Source organism: Chryseobacterium turcicum (assembly GCF_021010565.1).
Lineage (GTDB): Bacteria > Bacteroidota > Bacteroidia > Flavobacteriales > Weeksellaceae > Chryseobacterium > Chryseobacterium turcicum.
This window is the reverse complement of record NZ_JAJNAY010000001.1, coordinates 885,663-905,000: the sequence shown is the minus strand read 5'-3', so window position 1 is coordinate 905,000 and position 19,338 is coordinate 885,663. Positions and strand designations below refer to the sequence as shown.

Annotated in this window: 4 protein-coding genes, 4 tRNA genes and 5 rRNA genes (1 of these 13 cut by a window edge); 1 reads left to right on the top strand and 12 read right to left on the bottom strand. The window is 39.5% G+C overall.

Annotation, left to right across the window (positions count from 1 at the left end; translation table 11 throughout):
• The 9 genes from LO744_RS04240 to LO744_RS04200 form a co-directional block, all read right to left on the bottom strand.
• Positions 1-469: ribosomal RNA gene (locus LO744_RS04240) — 23S ribosomal RNA — on the bottom strand (it extends 2,292 nt beyond the left edge of the window).
• 221 nt (positions 470-690) lie between these two features.
• Positions 691-764: transfer RNA gene (locus tag LO744_RS04235), tRNA-Ala, on the bottom strand.
• Between the two features lie 86 nt (positions 765-850).
• Positions 851-924: transfer RNA gene (locus LO744_RS04230), tRNA-Ile, on the bottom strand.
• Between the two features lie 298 nt (positions 925-1,222).
• Positions 1,223-2,739 (bottom strand): 16S ribosomal RNA (locus tag LO744_RS04225).
• A 1,553-nt stretch (positions 2,740-4,292) separates the two neighbouring features.
• Positions 4,293-4,400, bottom strand: a 5S ribosomal RNA gene (gene rrf, locus LO744_RS04220).
• A 146-nt stretch (positions 4,401-4,546) separates the two neighbouring features.
• Positions 4,547-7,307: ribosomal RNA gene (locus LO744_RS04215) — 23S ribosomal RNA — on the bottom strand.
• 221 nt (positions 7,308-7,528) lie between these two features.
• Positions 7,529-7,602, bottom strand: a tRNA-Ala gene (locus LO744_RS04210).
• A gap of 86 nt (positions 7,603-7,688) precedes the next feature.
• Positions 7,689-7,762: transfer RNA gene (locus LO744_RS04205), tRNA-Ile, on the bottom strand.
• A 298-nt stretch (positions 7,763-8,060) separates the two neighbouring features.
• Positions 8,061-9,577, bottom strand: a 16S ribosomal RNA gene (locus tag LO744_RS04200).
• The 16S, 23S and 5S rRNA genes sit together here with 4 tRNA genes alongside, the layout of an rRNA operon.
• Positions 9,578-10,824: 1,247 nt before the next feature.
• Between LO744_RS04200 and LO744_RS04195 the strand changes: the two genes are divergently transcribed.
• Positions 10,825-10,992 (top strand): hypothetical protein, encoded by a 168-nt coding sequence (locus LO744_RS04195; protein ID WP_230667338.1) that lies wholly within the window; start codon positions 10,825-10,827, stop codon positions 10,990-10,992.
• A gap of 208 nt (positions 10,993-11,200) precedes the next feature.
• Here the strand turns inward: LO744_RS04195 and LO744_RS04190 are convergent, their stop codons facing one another.
• From LO744_RS04190 to sov, 3 genes are all read right to left on the bottom strand, one after another.
• Positions 11,201-11,497, bottom strand: coding sequence for a VanZ family protein (locus tag LO744_RS04190; RefSeq protein ID WP_230670476.1), 297 nt, complete (start codon positions 11,495-11,497; stop codon positions 11,201-11,203).
• A 55-nt stretch (positions 11,498-11,552) separates the two neighbouring features.
• Entirely contained in the window at positions 11,553-11,930 is a 378-nt protein-coding gene (gene gcvH / locus LO744_RS04185) for a glycine cleavage system protein GcvH (protein WP_230667336.1), read from the bottom strand.
• 374 nt (positions 11,931-12,304) lie between these two features.
• Positions 12,305-19,336 carry a T9SS outer membrane translocon Sov/SprA gene (gene sov / locus LO744_RS04180; protein ID WP_394799506.1) on the bottom strand — a complete coding sequence of 2,344 codons (7,032 nt, stop codon included), beginning with the start codon at positions 19,334-19,336 and terminating at the stop codon, positions 12,305-12,307.
• Positions 19,337-19,338 lie beyond the last annotated feature (2 nt).

The window sequence follows — 19,338 nt, the reverse complement described above, 5'->3', positions numbered from 1 at the left end:
CTATTCGAAGTGCTTTTCACCTTTCCTTCACAGTACTTGTTCACTATCGGTCTTTCAGGAGTATTTAGCCTTGGAGGATGGTCCCCCCATATTCAAACAGGATTTCACGTGTCCCGCCCTACTCATTTATCACTTAAATATGCCTTTCATATACGGGGCTATCACCCTCTATGGCTGTTCTTTCCAGAACATTCTATTAAACATATAAAAGCTTTTGGGCTAATCCGCGTTCGCTCGCCACTACTTACGGAATCTCTTCGATTTCTTTTCCTCAGGGTACTTAGATGTTTCAGTTCTCCTGGTTTGCTCTCCTTGCGGAGTGACTGGTCTTCAACCAGACGGGTTGCCCCATTCGGACATCTGCGGATCAATTCGTGTGTGCCAATCCCCGCAGCTTTTCGCAGCTTACCACGTCCTTCGTCGCCTCTGAAAGCCTAGGCATCCGCCATACGCCCTTAACGATTTCTTTCCTAATTATTAATTAGTTCAGTATTTTTGCTTTAGCATTGCTGCTAAAATATTTTTGTAAACTCAAACGCTTAATTGCGCTCGGTTTTCTCTTTGTGATATTTTTACCGTTAATGTCAATGATCTTTATGCTATTTCTGATCTAATTCGCAAAATATTGTTTTTGGCTCTATTTGCTTCTTAAAATTAAACCATAAATCATGTTATATTACTATAACAATGTGGAGAATAAGGGAGTCGAACCCTTGACCTCCTGCGTGCAAGGCAGGCGCTCTAGCCAGCTGAGCTAATTCCCCGCTAGTTTAGATGTTAGTAGTTAGAAGTTAGAGATTAGTAAAAAACTAACTTCTAATTTCTAGATTCTAACCTCTATTTAAATTAGTAGTCTCGGGCAGGCTCGAACTGCCGACCTCTACATTATCAGTGTAGCGCTCTAACCAGCTGAGCTACGAGACTTTGTTATGAGTAATGGGTGATGAGTAATAAGTAATATTTGCATATCTCTTTTTTCTCTTCTTCATACTCAATCTCTCTTCCCTAATACTAATTTCTAGTGGGTTTTGTATTTCTTATATATATTATAAGTAATAAATAATTGGTAATGAGTAATTAATACAAGCTGTTACACTTGGCTCTTTTTACTTTAACCTTTTTACTTATACTTATATATCAACCAAATAAAAACTAAAGCTTCTCTTTAAGTAAGTGCATGGACACATTGTGTCCTTATTTTTTATCGTCCGAAGACGCTCTAAAATGAGATGTTCCAGCCGCACCTTCCGGTACGGCTACCTTGTTACGACTTAGCCCTAGTTACTTGTTTTACCCTAGGCAGCTCCTGTTACGGTCACCGACTTCAGGTACCCCAAACTTCCATGGCTTGACGGGCGGTGTGTACAAGGCCCGGGAACGTATTCACCGCATCATGGCTGATATGCGATTACTAGCGATTCCAGCTTCATAGAGTCGAGTTGCAGACTCCAATCCGAACTGAGACCAGCTTTCGAGATTCGCATCCAGTCGCCTGGTAGCTGCCCTCTGTACTGGCCATTGTATTACGTGTGTGGCCCAAGGCGTAAGGGCCGTGATGATTTGACGTCATCCCCACCTTCCTCTCTACTTGCGTAGGCAGTCTCACTAGAGTCCCCAACTTAATGATGGCAACTAGTGACAGGGGTTGCGCTCGTTGCAGGACTTAACCTAACACCTCACGGCACGAGCTGACGACAACCATGCAGCACCTTGAAAAATGTCTTGCGAAAAGTCTATTTCTAAACCGGTCATTTCCCATTTAAGCCTTGGTAAGGTTCCTCGCGTATCATCGAATTAAACCACATAATCCACCGCTTGTGCGGGCCCCCGTCAATTCCTTTGAGTTTCATTCTTGCGAACGTACTCCCCAGGTGGCTAACTTATCACTTTCGCTTAGTCTCTGAATCCGAAGACCCAAAAACGAGTTAGCATCGTTTACGGCGTGGACTACCAGGGTATCTAATCCTGTTCGCTCCCCACGCTTTCGTCCATCAGCGTCAGTTAAAACATAGTGACCTGCCTTCGCAATTGGTGTTCTAAGTAATATCTATGCATTTCACCGCTACACTACTTATTCCAGCCACTTCTACTTTACTCAAGACCTGCAGTATCAATGGCAGTTTCATAGTTAAGCTATGAGATTTCACCACTGACTTACAGATCCGCCTACGGACCCTTTAAACCCAATAAATCCGGATAACGCTTGCACCCTCCGTATTACCGCGGCTGCTGGCACGGAGTTAGCCGGTGCTTATTCGTATAGTACCTTCAGCTTTCCACACGTGGAAAGGTTTATCCCTATACAAAAGAAGTTTACAACCCATAGGGCCGTCGTCCTTCACGCGGGATGGCTGGATCAGGCTCTCACCCATTGTCCAATATTCCTCACTGCTGCCTCCCGTAGGAGTCTGGTCCGTGTCTCAGTACCAGTGTGGGGGATCACCCTCTCAGGCCCCCTAAAGATCACTGACTTGGTAGGCCGTTACCCTACCAACTATCTAATCTTGCGCGTGCCCATCTCTATCCACCGGAGTTTTCAATAATAATTGATGCCAATCATTATATTATGGGGTATTAATCTTCCTTTCGAAAGGCTATCCCCCTGATAAAGGTAGGTTGCACACGTGTTCCGCACCCGTACGCCGCTCTCTCTGTCCCGAAAGACAAATACCGCTCGGCTTGCATGTGTTAGGCCTCCCGCTAGCGTTCATCCTGAGCCAGGATCAAACTCTCCATTGTATGTTTGTCTGACTCACTCAAAGTTAATTGACGCTTTAGTTTTTCCTTACTTGGTTGTATATTATTTTTCAATGATCTCTTCTCTCTCGCTTTTTACGATACCTACATTTTCTGTCGTTTTCAGTATCGATTTGCGTGTGCAAAAGTAAAAAATTATTACTAACTGACCAAATGTTTTTTGAAGAAATTTTAAAGTTTTTTGATGACCCTAAATCCTTCTCTCTACACCTAATCTATCTACTCCTGCGCTTCCCGTTTTACCGGACTGCAAAGATACTAATCTTTTTAATTCTCACAATCTTTATCGCTAAAAATTTTAAAGAGTTTTTTTTGATTTTATATCTTAAAGTGGATATTAGTTTTTTCTTTTTAAACTATATAAATAGTGGCTTCTGCGCTACCGAATCTCTTTCGTTTTTCAGTGGGGCAAAAGTAGTACTTTTTATAAACACAATCCTAATTTATTTAACATTATGTTTAATTTCAATTCATATTGAAGCTTAAACGACTGACTGGGTGGAGGAATAATTTAGTTGGAGGGTTGGAGGGTTGGAGGCGCTCCTACGGAGCTCATTATATAATCATATCCTTGGGATACAAAGATGGCGCTTCTACGAAGCGCTTAATTGTACTCATTGCTTTTTTCTACACAGATAGCACTCCTTCGGAGTAACAAATATTGTACAAAAGCTTTTGAGGTAATGTGTAATGTAAAATAGTAAATCTACAGAGATAAATTCCCTTGAAACTGCTTGTGGAAGGTATTAAAGAATATCGGTAGGCAGAGTTGAGAGACAAAGTGTAAGAATTAAAGTTTAGTAATTAATGGATGATAGTAGAATGATTATTGGTCTATAATACTAAACATAAGTATTTTGGGAAAGCTTTATTTTAGGATTTAAAATATAAAAAGTATCCTTAGTTTCTTGATAAAGTAATGGATAAATTTAATTTGTATAATAGTGTCGCTCCTCCGGAGCTTTAAGAGATTGGGATAGAATTATTCCCTGCTCATAATCTAATAATATCGTGGGGCTACAAAGATGGCGCTTCTACGAAGCGCTCAATTGTGCTTATTGCTTTTTTCTACACAGATACTACTCCTATGGAGTAACAAATATTGTACAAAAGCTTTTGAGGTATTGTGTAATGTTAAATAGTAAATCTATAGAGATAAATTCCCTCAAAACTGCTTGTGGAAGGTATTAAAGAATATCGGTAGGCAGAGTTGAGAGACAAAGCGTAAGAATTAAAGTTTAGTAATTAATGGATGATAGTAAAATGATTATTGGTCTATAATACTAAACATAAGTATTTTGGGAAAGCATTATTTTTGGATTTAAAATATAAAAAGTATCCTTAGTTTCTTGAGAAAATATAATGTGTATAATAGTGTCGCTCCTCTGGAGCTCTAAGAAATTGCGATAGGATTATTCCTTTTTACAAAGGTTACGCTCCGAAGAAGCGCCCTATTACCTATTACCTATTACCTTCGCTTTAAGTTTATTGCAAAAAAAAGTCTCATACAAATTCATGTATGAGACTTTAAAAAAAACTGGCGGCGACCTACTCTCCCGCTTTCGCAGTACCATCGGCGCTGGTGGGCTTAACTTCTGTGTTCGGAATGGGAACAGGTGAGCCCCACCGCTAAAACCACCCTAAAGGTTGTATATAAGAGGTTAGATTTTAGTAGTTAGAGATTAGTAAAAACTAACTTCTAATATCTAGTTTCTAACTTCTGGTTTTATCGATAAGAATATTCACAAAGAGAGAACCTTTAATTGCGCAATTAAGCAGTTGCCAATTAGGCTATAAATCTACGGGTAATTAGTACTACTCGGCTATGCTGTTACCAACTTTACACCTATAGCCTATCAACGTGGTCATCTCCCACGACCCTTAAAAGATGTCTCATCTTGAGGCGAGTTTCGCACTTATATGCTTTCAGTGCTTATCTCTTCCAAACGTAGCTACTCAGCGGTGCTCCTGGCGGAACAACTGATACACCAGAGGTTTGTTCAATTCGGTCCTCTCGTACTAGAATCAAGCCCTCTCAAACATCTAACGCCCGCAATAGATAGAGACCGAACTGTCTCACGACGTTCTGAACCCAGCTCGCGTGCCACTTTAATGGGCGAACAGCCCAACCCTTGGGACCTTCTCCAGCCCCAGGATGTGACGAGCCGACATCGAGGTGCCGAACCTCCCCGTCGATGTGAGCTCTTGGGGGAGACTAGCCTGTTATCCCCGGAGTACCTTTTATCCTATGAGCGATGGCCCTTCCATACGGAACCACCGGATCACTATGTCCTGCTTTCGCACCTGATCGACTTGTAGGTCTCACAGTCAAGCACCCTTATGCCATTACACTCTACGCACGGTTACCAAGCGTGCTGAGGGTACCTTTGAAAGCCTCCGTTACTCTTTTGGAGGCGACCACCCCAGTCAAACTACCCACCACGCAGTGTCCTTCTAAAAGAAGTTAGGCTCCAAGTAAGTAAAGGGTGGTATTTCAACGTTGACTCCACAAACACTAGCGTGCCTGCTTCAAAGTCTCCCACCTATCCTACACATTACTTACTCAAAGTCAATACGAAGTTATAGTAAAGGTTCACAGGGTCTTTTCGTCCCATTGCGGGTACTCGGCATCTTCACCGAGACTACAATTTCACAGAGCTCATGGTTGAGACAGTGCCCAGATCGTTACACCATTCGTGCAGGTCGGAACTTACCCGACAAGGAATTTCGCTACCTTAGGACCGTTATAGTTACGGCCGCCGTTTACTGGGGCTTCAGTTAAACGCTTCGCATTGCTGCTAACGCCCTTCCTTAACCTTCCAGCACCGGGCAGGTGTCAGACCCTATACTGCATCTTTCGATTTTGCAGAGTCCTGTGTTTTTGATAAACAGTCGCCTGGGCCTTTTTACTGCGGCCACCATTGCTGATGGCGTCTCTTCTCCCGAAGTTACGAGACTATTTTGCCTAGTTCCTTAACCATGATTCACTCTAGCACCTTAGGATTCTCTCCTCGACTACCTGTGTCGGTTTATGGTACGGGTTGCTTCACTTCGGCTTTTCTTGGAAGCACTTTCCCTACAACAACTTCGCCCGAAGGCTAGGTCTTGACTATTCCGTCAGTCTCCAGTAAGTACGGCACTCCGTCCCCTTTTTAGTGTGAGCAAGTATGGGAATATTAACCCATTGTCCATCCACTACCCCTTTCGGGTTCGCGTTAGGTCCCGACTAACCCTCAGCTGATTAGCATGGCTGAGGAAACCTTAGTCTTTCGGTGAGCGGGTTTCTCGCCCGCTTTATCGTTACTTATGCCTACATTTTCTTTTCTGTCCGCTCCACCAAGCCTCACGACTCAGCTTCTGTGCAAACAGAATGCTCCCCTACCAGATACAACTCAAGGTTGTAAATCCATAGCTTCGGTACTCTATTTATGCCCGATTATTATCCATGCCGGACCGCTCGACTAGTGAGCTGTTACGCACTCTTTAAATGAATGGCTGCTTCCAAGCCAACATCCTAGCTGTCAATGCAGTCCAACCGCGTTGCTTCAACTTAATAGAGATTTGGGGACCTTAGCTGTTGGTCTGGGTTCTTTCCCTCTCGGACACGGACCTTAGCACCCGCGCCCTCACTGCCGTGGAACATTTATTAGCATTCGGAGTTTGTCAGGAATTGGTAGGATTTGACTCCCCCGCATCCAATCAGTAGCTCTACCTCTAATAAACTTATACACGACGCTGCACCTAAATGCATTTCGGGGAGTACGAGCTATCTCCCAGTTTGATTGGCCTTTCACCCCTACCCACAGGTCATCCGAAGACTTTTCAACGTCAACCGGTTCGGTCCTCCACTTTGTGTTACCAAAGCTTCAACCTGCCCATGGGTAGATCACAAGGTTTCGCGTCTAATACTACTAACTAAGCGCCCTATTCAGACTCGCTTTCGCTCCGGCTCCGTACCTGAAGTACTTAACCTCGCTAGTAACATTAACTCGTAGGCTCATTATGCAAAAGGCACGCCGTCACCCAACTTGTGGGCTCCGACCGCTTGTAGGCGTACGGTTTCAGGTTCTATTTCACCCTTCTATTCGAAGTGCTTTTCACCTTTCCTTCACAGTACTTGTTCACTATCGGTCTTTCAGGAGTATTTAGCCTTGGAGGATGGTCCCCCCATATTCAAACAGGATTTCACGTGTCCCGCCCTACTCATTTATCACTTAAATATGCCTTTCATATACGGGGCTATCACCCTCTATGGCTGTTCTTTCCAGAACATTCTATTAAACATATAAAAGCTTTTGGGCTAATCCGCGTTCGCTCGCCACTACTTACGGAATCTCTTCGATTTCTTTTCCTCAGGGTACTTAGATGTTTCAGTTCTCCTGGTTTGCTCTCCTTGCGGAGTGACTGGTCTTCAACCAGACGGGTTGCCCCATTCGGACATCTGCGGATCAATTCGTGTGTGCCAATCCCCGCAGCTTTTCGCAGCTTACCACGTCCTTCGTCGCCTCTGAAAGCCTAGGCATCCGCCATACGCCCTTAACGATTTCTTTCCTAATTATTAATTAGTTCAGTATTTTTGCTTTAGCATTGCTGCTAAAATATTTTTGTAAACTCAAACGCTTAATTGCGCTCGGTTTTCTCTTTGTGATATTTTTACCGTTAATGTCAATGATCTTTATGCTATTTCTGATCTAATTCGCAAAATATTGTTTTTGGCTCTATTTGCTTCTTAAAATTAAACCATAAATCATGTTATATTACTATAACAATGTGGAGAATAAGGGAGTCGAACCCTTGACCTCCTGCGTGCAAGGCAGGCGCTCTAGCCAGCTGAGCTAATTCCCCGCTAGTTTAGATGTTAGTAGTTAGAAGTTAGAGATTAGTAAAAAACTAACTTCTAATTTCTAGATTCTAACCTCTATTTAAATTAGTAGTCTCGGGCAGGCTCGAACTGCCGACCTCTACATTATCAGTGTAGCGCTCTAACCAGCTGAGCTACGAGACTTTGTTATGAGTAATGGGTGATGAGTAATAAGTAATATTTGCATATCTCTTTTTTCTCTTCTTCATACTCAATCTCTCTTCCCTAATACTAATTTCTAGTGGGTTTTGTATTTCTTATATATATTATAAGTAATAAATAATTGGTAATGAGTAATTAATACAAGCTGTTACACTTGGCTCTTTTTACTTTAACCTTTTTACTTATACTTATATATCAACCAAATAAAAACTAAAGCTTCTCTTTAAGTAAGTGCATGGACACATTGTGTCCTTATTTTTTATCGTCCGAAGACGCTCTAAAATGAGATGTTCCAGCCGCACCTTCCGGTACGGCTACCTTGTTACGACTTAGCCCTAGTTACTTGTTTTACCCTAGGCAGCTCCTGTTACGGTCACCGACTTCAGGTACCCCAAACTTCCATGGCTTGACGGGCGGTGTGTACAAGGCCCGGGAACGTATTCACCGCATCATGGCTGATATGCGATTACTAGCGATTCCAGCTTCATAGAGTCGAGTTGCAGACTCCAATCCGAACTGAGACCAGCTTTCGAGATTCGCATCCAGTCGCCTGGTAGCTGCCCTCTGTACTGGCCATTGTATTACGTGTGTGGCCCAAGGCGTAAGGGCCGTGATGATTTGACGTCATCCCCACCTTCCTCTCTACTTGCGTAGGCAGTCTCACTAGAGTCCCCAACTTAATGATGGCAACTAGTGACAGGGGTTGCGCTCGTTGCAGGACTTAACCTAACACCTCACGGCACGAGCTGACGACAACCATGCAGCACCTTGAAAAATGTCTTGCGAAAAGTCTATTTCTAAACCGGTCATTTCCCATTTAAGCCTTGGTAAGGTTCCTCGCGTATCATCGAATTAAACCACATAATCCACCGCTTGTGCGGGCCCCCGTCAATTCCTTTGAGTTTCATTCTTGCGAACGTACTCCCCAGGTGGCTAACTTATCACTTTCGCTTAGTCTCTGAATCCGAAGACCCAAAAACGAGTTAGCATCGTTTACGGCGTGGACTACCAGGGTATCTAATCCTGTTCGCTCCCCACGCTTTCGTCCATCAGCGTCAGTTAAAACATAGTGACCTGCCTTCGCAATTGGTGTTCTAAGTAATATCTATGCATTTCACCGCTACACTACTTATTCCAGCCACTTCTACTTTACTCAAGACCTGCAGTATCAATGGCAGTTTCATAGTTAAGCTATGAGATTTCACCACTGACTTACAGATCCGCCTACGGACCCTTTAAACCCAATAAATCCGGATAACGCTTGCACCCTCCGTATTACCGCGGCTGCTGGCACGGAGTTAGCCGGTGCTTATTCGTATAGTACCTTCAGCTTTCCACACGTGGAAAGGTTTATCCCTATACAAAAGAAGTTTACAACCCATAGGGCCGTCGTCCTTCACGCGGGATGGCTGGATCAGGCTCTCACCCATTGTCCAATATTCCTCACTGCTGCCTCCCGTAGGAGTCTGGTCCGTGTCTCAGTACCAGTGTGGGGGATCACCCTCTCAGGCCCCCTAAAGATCACTGACTTGGTAGGCCGTTACCCTACCAACTATCTAATCTTGCGCGTGCCCATCTCTATCCACCGGAGTTTTCAATAATAATTGATGCCAATCATTATATTATGGGGTATTAATCTTCCTTTCGAAAGGCTATCCCCCTGATAAAGGTAGGTTGCACACGTGTTCCGCACCCGTACGCCGCTCTCTCTGTCCCGAAAGACAAATACCGCTCGGCTTGCATGTGTTAGGCCTCCCGCTAGCGTTCATCCTGAGCCAGGATCAAACTCTCCATTGTATGTTTGTCTGACTCACTCAAAGTTAATTGACGCTTTAGTTTTTCCTTACTTGGTTGTATATTATTTTTCAATGATCTCTTCTCTCTCGCTTTTTACGATACCTACATTTTCTGTCGTTTTCAGTATCGATTTGCGTGTGCAAAAGTAAAAAATTATTACTAACTGACCAAATGTTTTTTGAAGAAATTTTAAAGTTTTTTGATGACCCTAAATCCTTCTATCAACACCTAATCTATCTACTCCTGCGCTTCCCGTTTTACCGGACTGCGAAGATACTAATCTTTTTAATTCTCACAATCTTTATCGCTAAAAATTTTAAAGAGTTTTTTTTGATTTTATATCTTAAAGTGGATATTAGTTTTTTCTTTTTAAACTATATAAATAGTGGCTTCTGCGCTACCGAATCTCTTTCGTTTTTCAGTGGGGCAAAAGTAGTACTTTTTATAAACACAATCCTAATTTATTTAACATTATGTTTAATTTCAATTCATATTGAAGCTTAAACGACTGACTGGGTGGAGGAATAATTTAGTTGGAGTGTTCGAGTGTTCGAGTGTTCGAGTGTTCGAGTGTTCGAGTGTTCGAGTGTTGGTATCGCTCCTATGGAGCTCTTATCTTGGTTTGCTCATATTTATTCTACAAAGTTTTCGCTCCTCTGGAGCTTATAGATAATAGGAAAGAAAGTAATCGTTTTTACTTGATAAAAATATGACGTTGAGATTCTCTTGATATCAATTAATAATTAATGGAATGATAAATACTCTGCATGTAGTACCTTCTCAATTAATGAATTTCATTTTGATGATGATACTGGGTTGAGATTCTCTTGATATCAATTAATAATTAATGGAACGATAAATCCTCTACAAGTACCTTCTCAATATCGAAAGAACAAGGAATTCTAATACAAAATTACTCCTAGCCCCGATGGGAACGGCATCCTTTTTTTTTGCGGGGGAAAAGCTTTGGCAAAAAAAGATATAGTGGACAGCGGGATTAAGCTCCTGAAAGTTAGTAAATGAGTTGGAGAGTTTTAGGGTTTTAGGGTTGGAGTCGCTCTTACGGAGCTCATTCTATAATCATATCGTTGGGTTACAAAGATGGCGCTTCTACGAAGCGCTCAATTGTGCTTATTGCTTTTTTCTACACAGATAACACTCCTATGGAGTGATGGATAGAGATTGGAGATTTAGGTTTAGGTTTAGGTTTAGGTTTAGGTTTAGGAAAAATAACGTTTTATGGAGGGTTGAAACGGAAAACCAGTCCGTCAAAAAATCAAAGATTTTTCGACACCCCTCCGATGGAGGGGAATGTAATGCCATTTTGTGTTTTTGTTTTTGTTGGTGGTGGTAGTGAGGGTGGCGTAAGGCTGGTGAAAAAATGGAGGGTGGTTCTGATGATTGCTGAAAATTGATTCGGTATACCAAAGCTTCTTATTATATAGTATCTCCTAATTATATAGTATCTCCTAGCCCCGATGGGAACGGCATCCTTTTTTTTGCGGGGGGAAAAGCTTTGGCAAAAAAAGATATAGTGGACAGCGGGAAATAGCTCCTGAAAAAAAATACCTCCGAAGGAAGTCGGAGGTAGAATGTGTTTGTATTAAGTTTTTTATGAAAGAGTCATAGAAAACGTTTGGCTAATATTTTAAATATATAGTATCCTATTAAGCAACCAAGGGTATCGGCGATGATATCTAGTGTTTCCATGGATCTGCCGAGTTTCATTTCTTCCTGGAGAATTTCTGTGAGGAATGCATAAATCAACATGATTTGAAAGAAATATGAAAATCTGATTTTTGGAAAGGCTGCGATAAAGCAAAAGCCTAATGCCGCAAATATGCCTAGGTGCAAAACCTTGTCAATCCCACTAAACATAAAGAAGTATTCGTGGTTTTCGACACCGGGACGCAGAAGCATATAAGTAAGAAATGCCCAATAAATGGGCAGTATCTTAATAAATATGTTTGAAATTTTATCCAATGATTGCTTGATATTCTTCAGCAGTAAGCAATTCTGAGTGATCTGCATCTTCTGCAATTTCTAGCTTGATAATCCATCCGTCTCCGTAAGGATCTGAGTTTAATAATTCTGGTTGATCTTCTAAACCTGCATTGAACTCAATTACTTTTCCTGAAATTGGCAAGAATAAATCTGAAACAGTTTTTACAGCTTCAACACTTCCGAACACATCTCCACCGTTGATATCTTCATCTACTGTATCTACATCTACATAAACAATGTCGCCCAACTCTCCCTGTGCAAAGTCTGTGATACCAATTGTAGCAACATTACCTTCGATTTTTACCCATTCGTGGTCTTTGGTGTACTTTAATTCTGACGGTGTATTCATTTTATTTTTTTTATGATGACAAATTTATTCAAAATAGAGATATGCTCAAAGGAAATTTTCAACAAGTTACAGGTTAAAAATTTATTGTGATATTTTGATTGAAATTATTCATTAGATTATTATTTTTTTCATATTGAAATTCAACCTTACGAAAATTTAAACCTATGAAAAATACCTTTTACCAATTCAATTATGGAACAATATCCTAATATGTAAACTAAAAAATAAAAGACACACAATGCTGTGTATCTTTTATTATTATTTAAATTAATTATTATTACCTACCAAAGATAGTAATTGAAACGTTATCATCCAATAGTTGTGAAATAAAAATCCCTTTCTAAAAATAGAAAGGGATTTGTCTAATTGTTTATCTATAAACCTCCGGAATCACCAAACGTAAACGTTGCAGAAATTCCTGCTCTGATTGTTGACAGCGGGAAGGCTGTAGAAATCTTATACTTGGAAGTCATCTGTTCGTAGAATAATCTTAAGTTAAGGTTTTCTGAAACGTTGTAGTCTGCAGAAAGCTTAATATTCATTAATTTTTGCCCTCCTGTAATTTGAGAATCATTGAGTAAGATATTCATAATACTTGTTTGGCTGTCTCGTAAAGAAATATCACCTCGGATATTTAAATCTGATCCTTTAGCTCTTGCTCCTCTTTGATTATTGGTTCCTAAACGGAAATTTCTTACAATATATCCTAGTCTTACAACATATTCTGAATAGGCATCTTCGGTAAGTGAATGGTTAACCAAACCAAGAATCATACTTCTTGTTTTGTTGTACTGTATCCCAAACTGCATATTATTTCTCATCGTAACATCAACTCCGATAAGTGGTGAGAAAGATTCTGTATAACTTACCTGAGAGAATGTATAAGGATTGATGTAATTATCATTAACATCTCTTAAAGAACTTGTTTTGTCTACTCGGCTGTTGAAGTAATCAATATTCGATTGTACTCCCGTTGCGGTATACGTTGCAGTATAACTGTGGAGAATATCAAATTTGGTAAACTGCCCATTAATGATTGGAACATTTCTAAGCCCCGAATAAATAATTCTCCAGTTAGGAATCGGAAGTCCTGCTTTTTTTGCATTCCCCATACGCTCAGGATTTTTACCTTCCATTGCTGCACGGAATGCTGGAATTAGAACATAAGCATTAGAAATACCGTGTCCGTCTGTATATCCATCCGGCTTTAAAACTCCGCCCATTTGTTGTGATATCAATTGAGCATTGGCTCTGATAGCATCATAAATCACCGTACTTTCTTTAAATGATGAATTTAAAAGCACCACCGTGTTGGAATAGGATACCATATCACTTGCGAATGTAAGATTCGGATTTGCAATTTTTGTTTGCTCGTCTACATAATTGAATCCTGTATGTGAGAAATTACGGTTATAGGTCTGTAAAACATTAAAGCTTATATTAAAATCATTCATCGGGGAGACCTGTAAATCTGACCTAAACTCTCGGGTAGACATCTTCATATAAGGATCAATCATAAATGGCGAATCACTCACCCAGCCTCTTTCCATCACTGTACGTCTGATATCTGCCTGCGACCCAAAAAGGAAACCTAAAGAAGGTCCTCCCAAAGTTTGACCATATCCATATCCGTTTGGTGCAGATAATAAACCTGGAAGTACAGTACCGTTATTTTCGGTGTACGTTACATTTAATTGCTTCATAGAAGTAAGTACAAATGCCGCACTCTGTAAAATAGACAATTTGTTTTTAAACTTATATTTCTTGTAAGCATATCTGTTTTTTTCCCAAGCCTGATTAACCGCCGTATTAAGTGAGTCTTGTTCCTGCTTACGTTTCTGAAGCGTCGTAGACATCTTTTTAAAATAACTGAACTGCCCAAAGAATTTCGGAAGATCTGCTGTAGCATTCGCCGAAATAACATTCGAATTTTGTCCAATTGACCCTAAACTTCCTTCAGGACTTGCAAGAAGTGCCGTAGACCTTGCATTCCAATTATAGGTAAAGCCATATCCTAATTCTGCATCAATAAAATCCAAATAAGGAAGATATTGGAACGGCAATTTATAATTTAGCTGAACTTTGTGATTATACAAAACTGGTCTTCCCGCTCTGAAAATATTTCCAAAAATAGAAGAATTATCCATTGTATTCACATCAACTTGATCATTCAATGTTCTTGTAGCTGAGTTGATTTCCAGTTTTAAAGATTTAGTAAAATTAAATCCTAAACCATATTGCCAGCCGAAGTAGAAATTTCTGTTCTTTAAAGCAGCAAAATCATCATTAAGATTTCCGCTGAGAATAGCATCAATATTTCTAAATTCAAGCTCATTGTAATTTCTGTCTAATTCAGTTCTGAAAGATAATCTTGTAGGAACCGGATTGATATTAAACTCTTTTACCCATCTCAGATATTTTGTAGATTTTGCCGTATCGCTGATCATTTTATTGAATGGCTTTACTACCCATGGTTTGAATGTGTAATTGTAATCTAAATATCCTCTGAAATACTGTCTGTAGTTTTTCTTGGTATAAATATCTCGGTAATGATCGTCATTATAAACAGCGGTAAGTGAAAGGTTTTCTACGTCATAAAACTTAGGTTTACTGTTTGGTTTCACCCTTTCTTTATGCATATTAACCACTCCAATACTTCTTTGCTGTGTATACGTTCGAGCGACTTTTTTCAGTTCTTCTTTGTTTGCGGCTTTGCTAAATTCAACATCGGTATCTAAAGGATTGTACTTTGGATCTTCAATAGTTTGCGAGTAAGAATAATTGACCGGAATTTTCATTCCTGTTTTTTCGGGTAAGAATTTATCTACATTCACTGCAGTATTGATACTGAAAGCCGATTGCGCAGCCTGACTTCTTTCTGCCGGCTTAGAATCTATATTTCCGAAACCTACTGATGAATAAGAAGCACTTGTATTAACCGTTGCAAAATCTCCCAAGTTGAAATTTAAGCTTGCATTTCCTGCATACCCACCATCATTATCAATTTCAGAAAGACGGATTTCGTTTACCCAAAGAGTTACATTACTTGGACTGTTAGTACGGGCTCCTGTATTTCTTACCCCAATCATGATCGTAGTAATATTTCCTAATGAAGGTCTACCTTTAATGTAAATCCCTTTATTACTATCACCAAATTTCGAGTCTTTTTTTCTCTCAATAATATTCGTTGGAGACTCTCTGTCTCTTCTAATTTTTGCATCAACAAAATCTTGAATATTAAAATCAACGTCATTTTCTGCAGGCCAAATTTCTAAAGGAGTTGTAGCAGAATTGGATGTATATTTAACAGAAGCTTCATATTCGTAATAATTATCTGTTGCATCACTACCAAATCTGATGAAAAATTTTGTATTAGGATCATAATCTGAAGACGTAGGACGATCTAAATTCTGACCATGAACAAATAATCTTAATTTCTTATACCTTCTCATATCTAAAGATGTATTTTTAAATACTCCTCTAGCTTGATTTGTAATTTGCGTTGCTTTTAAATATAATGAAGCTTCATTTTGTCTTTGCGCCCCCGCATTACCACTAAGAACTTGTCTGTCAATTCCTGGAGGTACTACATAAGGAGGTTGGTTAAGTGCATTTTCTTCAATATTTACGCTACCTACTTCAAGTTGAGCATTTCCGGTAGCATCTCCTATACCTTCTTGATTTGAACTTACATCTGGACTTGCAATTTTACTCGTATATTTTCTCCAGTCTGATCTAATCAAATCCATGGTACCAAATCTCAAAGTTGAAACTTGATCAAATCCTGTTAATAATAATCTTGCAAATCGTACATTATTAAGTATAGTTGCACTATTTAGATCACCAACTTTAGCAACTGGAATTCTGAAAAGATACCATTTTACATCATCGCTAGAACCATTTTGGAAGGTAGCGGTTACTGTTTTCTGATCAATAATATAATTTGTTCCTAACCCTAAACTTCCCTGATCTAGATTAACAACGTATTCGTTATAATTCTCGACTTGATCTAAGTTATAATCTTTATTGATATCTTCAGCATCCGGAGTCTGTGAAGAAACTTCTAATGAGCCACTTCGTGAATTTCCTTCCGGACCTCTAAAATATTTGTATCGTTGAATAATTGATGAAGCCTGACTTCCAGTAAACTTATCAGACATATAAAATATGAAATCATCCACTGCAGGATCTGAAAGATTGGTTACCGGATTTACAAAAGTATTCCCAAACCTCATCGATTCCTGATCTGAGCTTAATCCGTCATATCCTAAATCCTGCGCTGTTCTGTCTGCCCCTTCACTTGAAAACGCATATAAAATCGGCGGCTGTTTTGGCTGTATTCCCCAGTTGGAGCTTGTTGTAGTAGATTGGCTAGCACCCGTAGGCAAACCATTTTCATACTGCATAAAGCCATCTTTAAGAATATCTTCCGAGACATTTCCTAATTGTAATAAAAGTTTAGGATTGGTCCCTAAAGTATTACCGTCAGCATAAGGATCCATCATCCAAAATTCTACGTATTCAATATTTGAATTCGTAAAATTGGTAACACTGATCGGACGCATAATTCCCGCCCATCTTTCTGCTGTAGTCTCCGTTCCCGGATTGGTATTATAAGGTCCTTTTTCCTGCGGGAAATAAGAAATATCAAAAGTATTGGTAAAAGTTTGTTCTCCCGCTACAAAGTCTCTGTTATTGAAAATTTCTGAAAACTGCACCCTTCTCGATGCGTGATTGGAAACTGAAGCTGGCGTAATTCCCTGTGGCGGTTTACCTCCTACTCCCCAAAATCTCGGATCAATATTATACCATGAAAGCAAACCTCTTCCATATCCATTGGTCAAATCATCATCCAATCCTGCTCCTGCAAAAATAGGATTACTTTGACTTTTCTCTGGTTTGGAAGCTAAGCTCCATGCTGTAGGTTCTTTTAATGAAATCTTTGAGGTCGTCTGCTCAAAATCGTCAATATACGATTGATTATTTGTTCCTTTATTGATTCCCGGAATTAAATAAGCACCCTCCATTTTAAAGTTTAAATTCGAAGGAGCCTCTGTATTGATTCCCGGAATTTTATCTGTTAATCTGGTAAGGAATGGCAACTGATTATTATACATCATATTCACCCCTACCATTGTATTGTTTACGGCTTCCTGACCGTAATTTACTTTTTGGGTAAGCGGAGACTCAGAATAATTGACTGCAGTTCCTCCGAAGATAAAGTTTTCACTCACTCTTCTTTCTAGATTTACCCCTAAAAATCTTTTTCTCTGGGTATTGAACGTTAACTGGTTTTCTAATGATATATTAATCGCTTGACCAGACTGTTTTACTGTTTCATTAATAATGGTAACAGATCCCAACATGTAATCTACCGTATAATCAATACCTTCGGTAAGCTGTACTCCGTTTGCCGAAACTTTTACAGAACCCTGAGGTACATTTACAGCTCCCAAAGAAATCCCTTGTCCCTGAGCTCCTTTATAACGACCTTCCATCGTATAACGCTGAGAAAGGCCACTTTGACTAGCTTGCAATTTCTGTTTCGAGTAAAGATCTGAATACACATATTTAGGGTCGTTTCCTACCAAACCGGCTATATAACTTCCGAATGGCTGTACTTTGGTAAACATAATCCGTCCCTGATCTTTTCTAATAGTAATTCCTTCTACAAAGTCAAAAACCCCATCCCCTAAAACCCCATTACTATTCTGTAAATCGCCGTTCACATTAAGACGATCCCAGTTGAAAAGTTTAAGCAAATTGGTACCTTCAACGGGAGTACCAGGTAAGTAATTTACTTTACCTCCTGTCTGTGCATCACGATAATATACATTTAAAATAAAACCATCTCTGTCTACCTGTGCTGCATCTAAAGAATAAAAGTTCTTCATCATTAGATTCCACATTGGTGACTCAACACTCATTTTGGTATTTGATCTTAGCAACTTTGTAACTATAACTGGACTTTCTTCCGAGAATTCACCTACTTTATAAACCTGATTGGTTCCGTTTACAGTATATGAAAATGAGACCGCTAAAAGCTGAGTAGGATTTAGTTTTTGATTTAATGAAATATATCCCAATTGCGGATGAAAAGTATATTCATTCGCATCCATTCTTCTGGCTTTCTTACTTAAGGCAAATTGTTCACCGTCATCATAAGCAACTGTACTTCCTGAAAAAGTCTTCCCTTGAAAATTCGTTTTATAGTTTTTTCCTTGTTCTCTAGGTTTACCAATTGCGTTATTAACCTCATTGTATAAACCGTTTTGAGAATTATCTGGTGTTCCTGAAGCTCCTTCTCCCAAATCCCTAATCCCGATAATACTTTTCTGATATGCCAAATTTGAATTTCCCTGATCCAAAACCCAAACTTCCATTCTGGAAATACTGATTCTTGAATTGATCTGAGGATAATTAAGCAAAGCATTATCATAATTATTTAAGAAATATTGGCCGATAAAATAATGTTGATCGTCTTCATAGTCTATAGCATTTACTTTAAAGTCGCTCATTGTTCCACCCCCTTGCACTACGATATTTCGTGCTTCACCTTGCTGCTGAGAAAGCACCACCGTTCCGAAGGTTTTACCCAGCTGAAATTCACTTTTTACCCCAAATAAAGATTCAGAACCACGTATCAAACTAGTAGAAAGAGGCATATTTACATTACCAAATTCAATTCTTTTGATGATTTTATCTTCACCTCCTGCGTTTGGTTTATTTACATCATTTAATCCTTTAGTCTGAAGGTCTTTCCAGGTACCTTTTGACTGCCAAACTAAATTCATTCTGTTCTCAAAAGCAAAACCACTTTGCGTATCATAATTAGCTTTAAGCTGTAAGTTTTCACCAACCTTTCCAATTAATCCCAACTGAATTCTTTGATCGATATCAAAGGTAAAACTCGTTCTGTTTTGCGGTAAGATTAAAGGATTATCAATTTTTTGATATAAACCTCCAAAATCAAATGAAGCATAACCAGAAGGAATAATTTCAATTTTATTGCTTCCAAAAATAGATTCAAAAAGTCGGTTGTTTATCGTTAACGAAGGAATCAAACCTTTTTTAGCTGCGTCCGTTTTATCTTTTCTGAACATCAGATTGTACTGGTCAGATTTTTCTCTATAAAAAGCTTTAGACTGCTCTGCAAGCATAAACTCTTTATAATCTTCCGGCGACATGGCAACAGGTGGTCCGGTAATTGTATTACCTATCTTAGGATACACGTAGTACATACCGATTTTTACATCGTAATATGCTTCGTAATAAGTAGGGTCGGTAATTTCGTAATTCTTTTTTATAGAGATACCTTGTTGTGTTTGTTCTTGCCCAAAAATATTAATTGAGCTTAATAAAAACAACAAGAGTATATAGATGCTGAGAAACTTATTATTTTTCACCA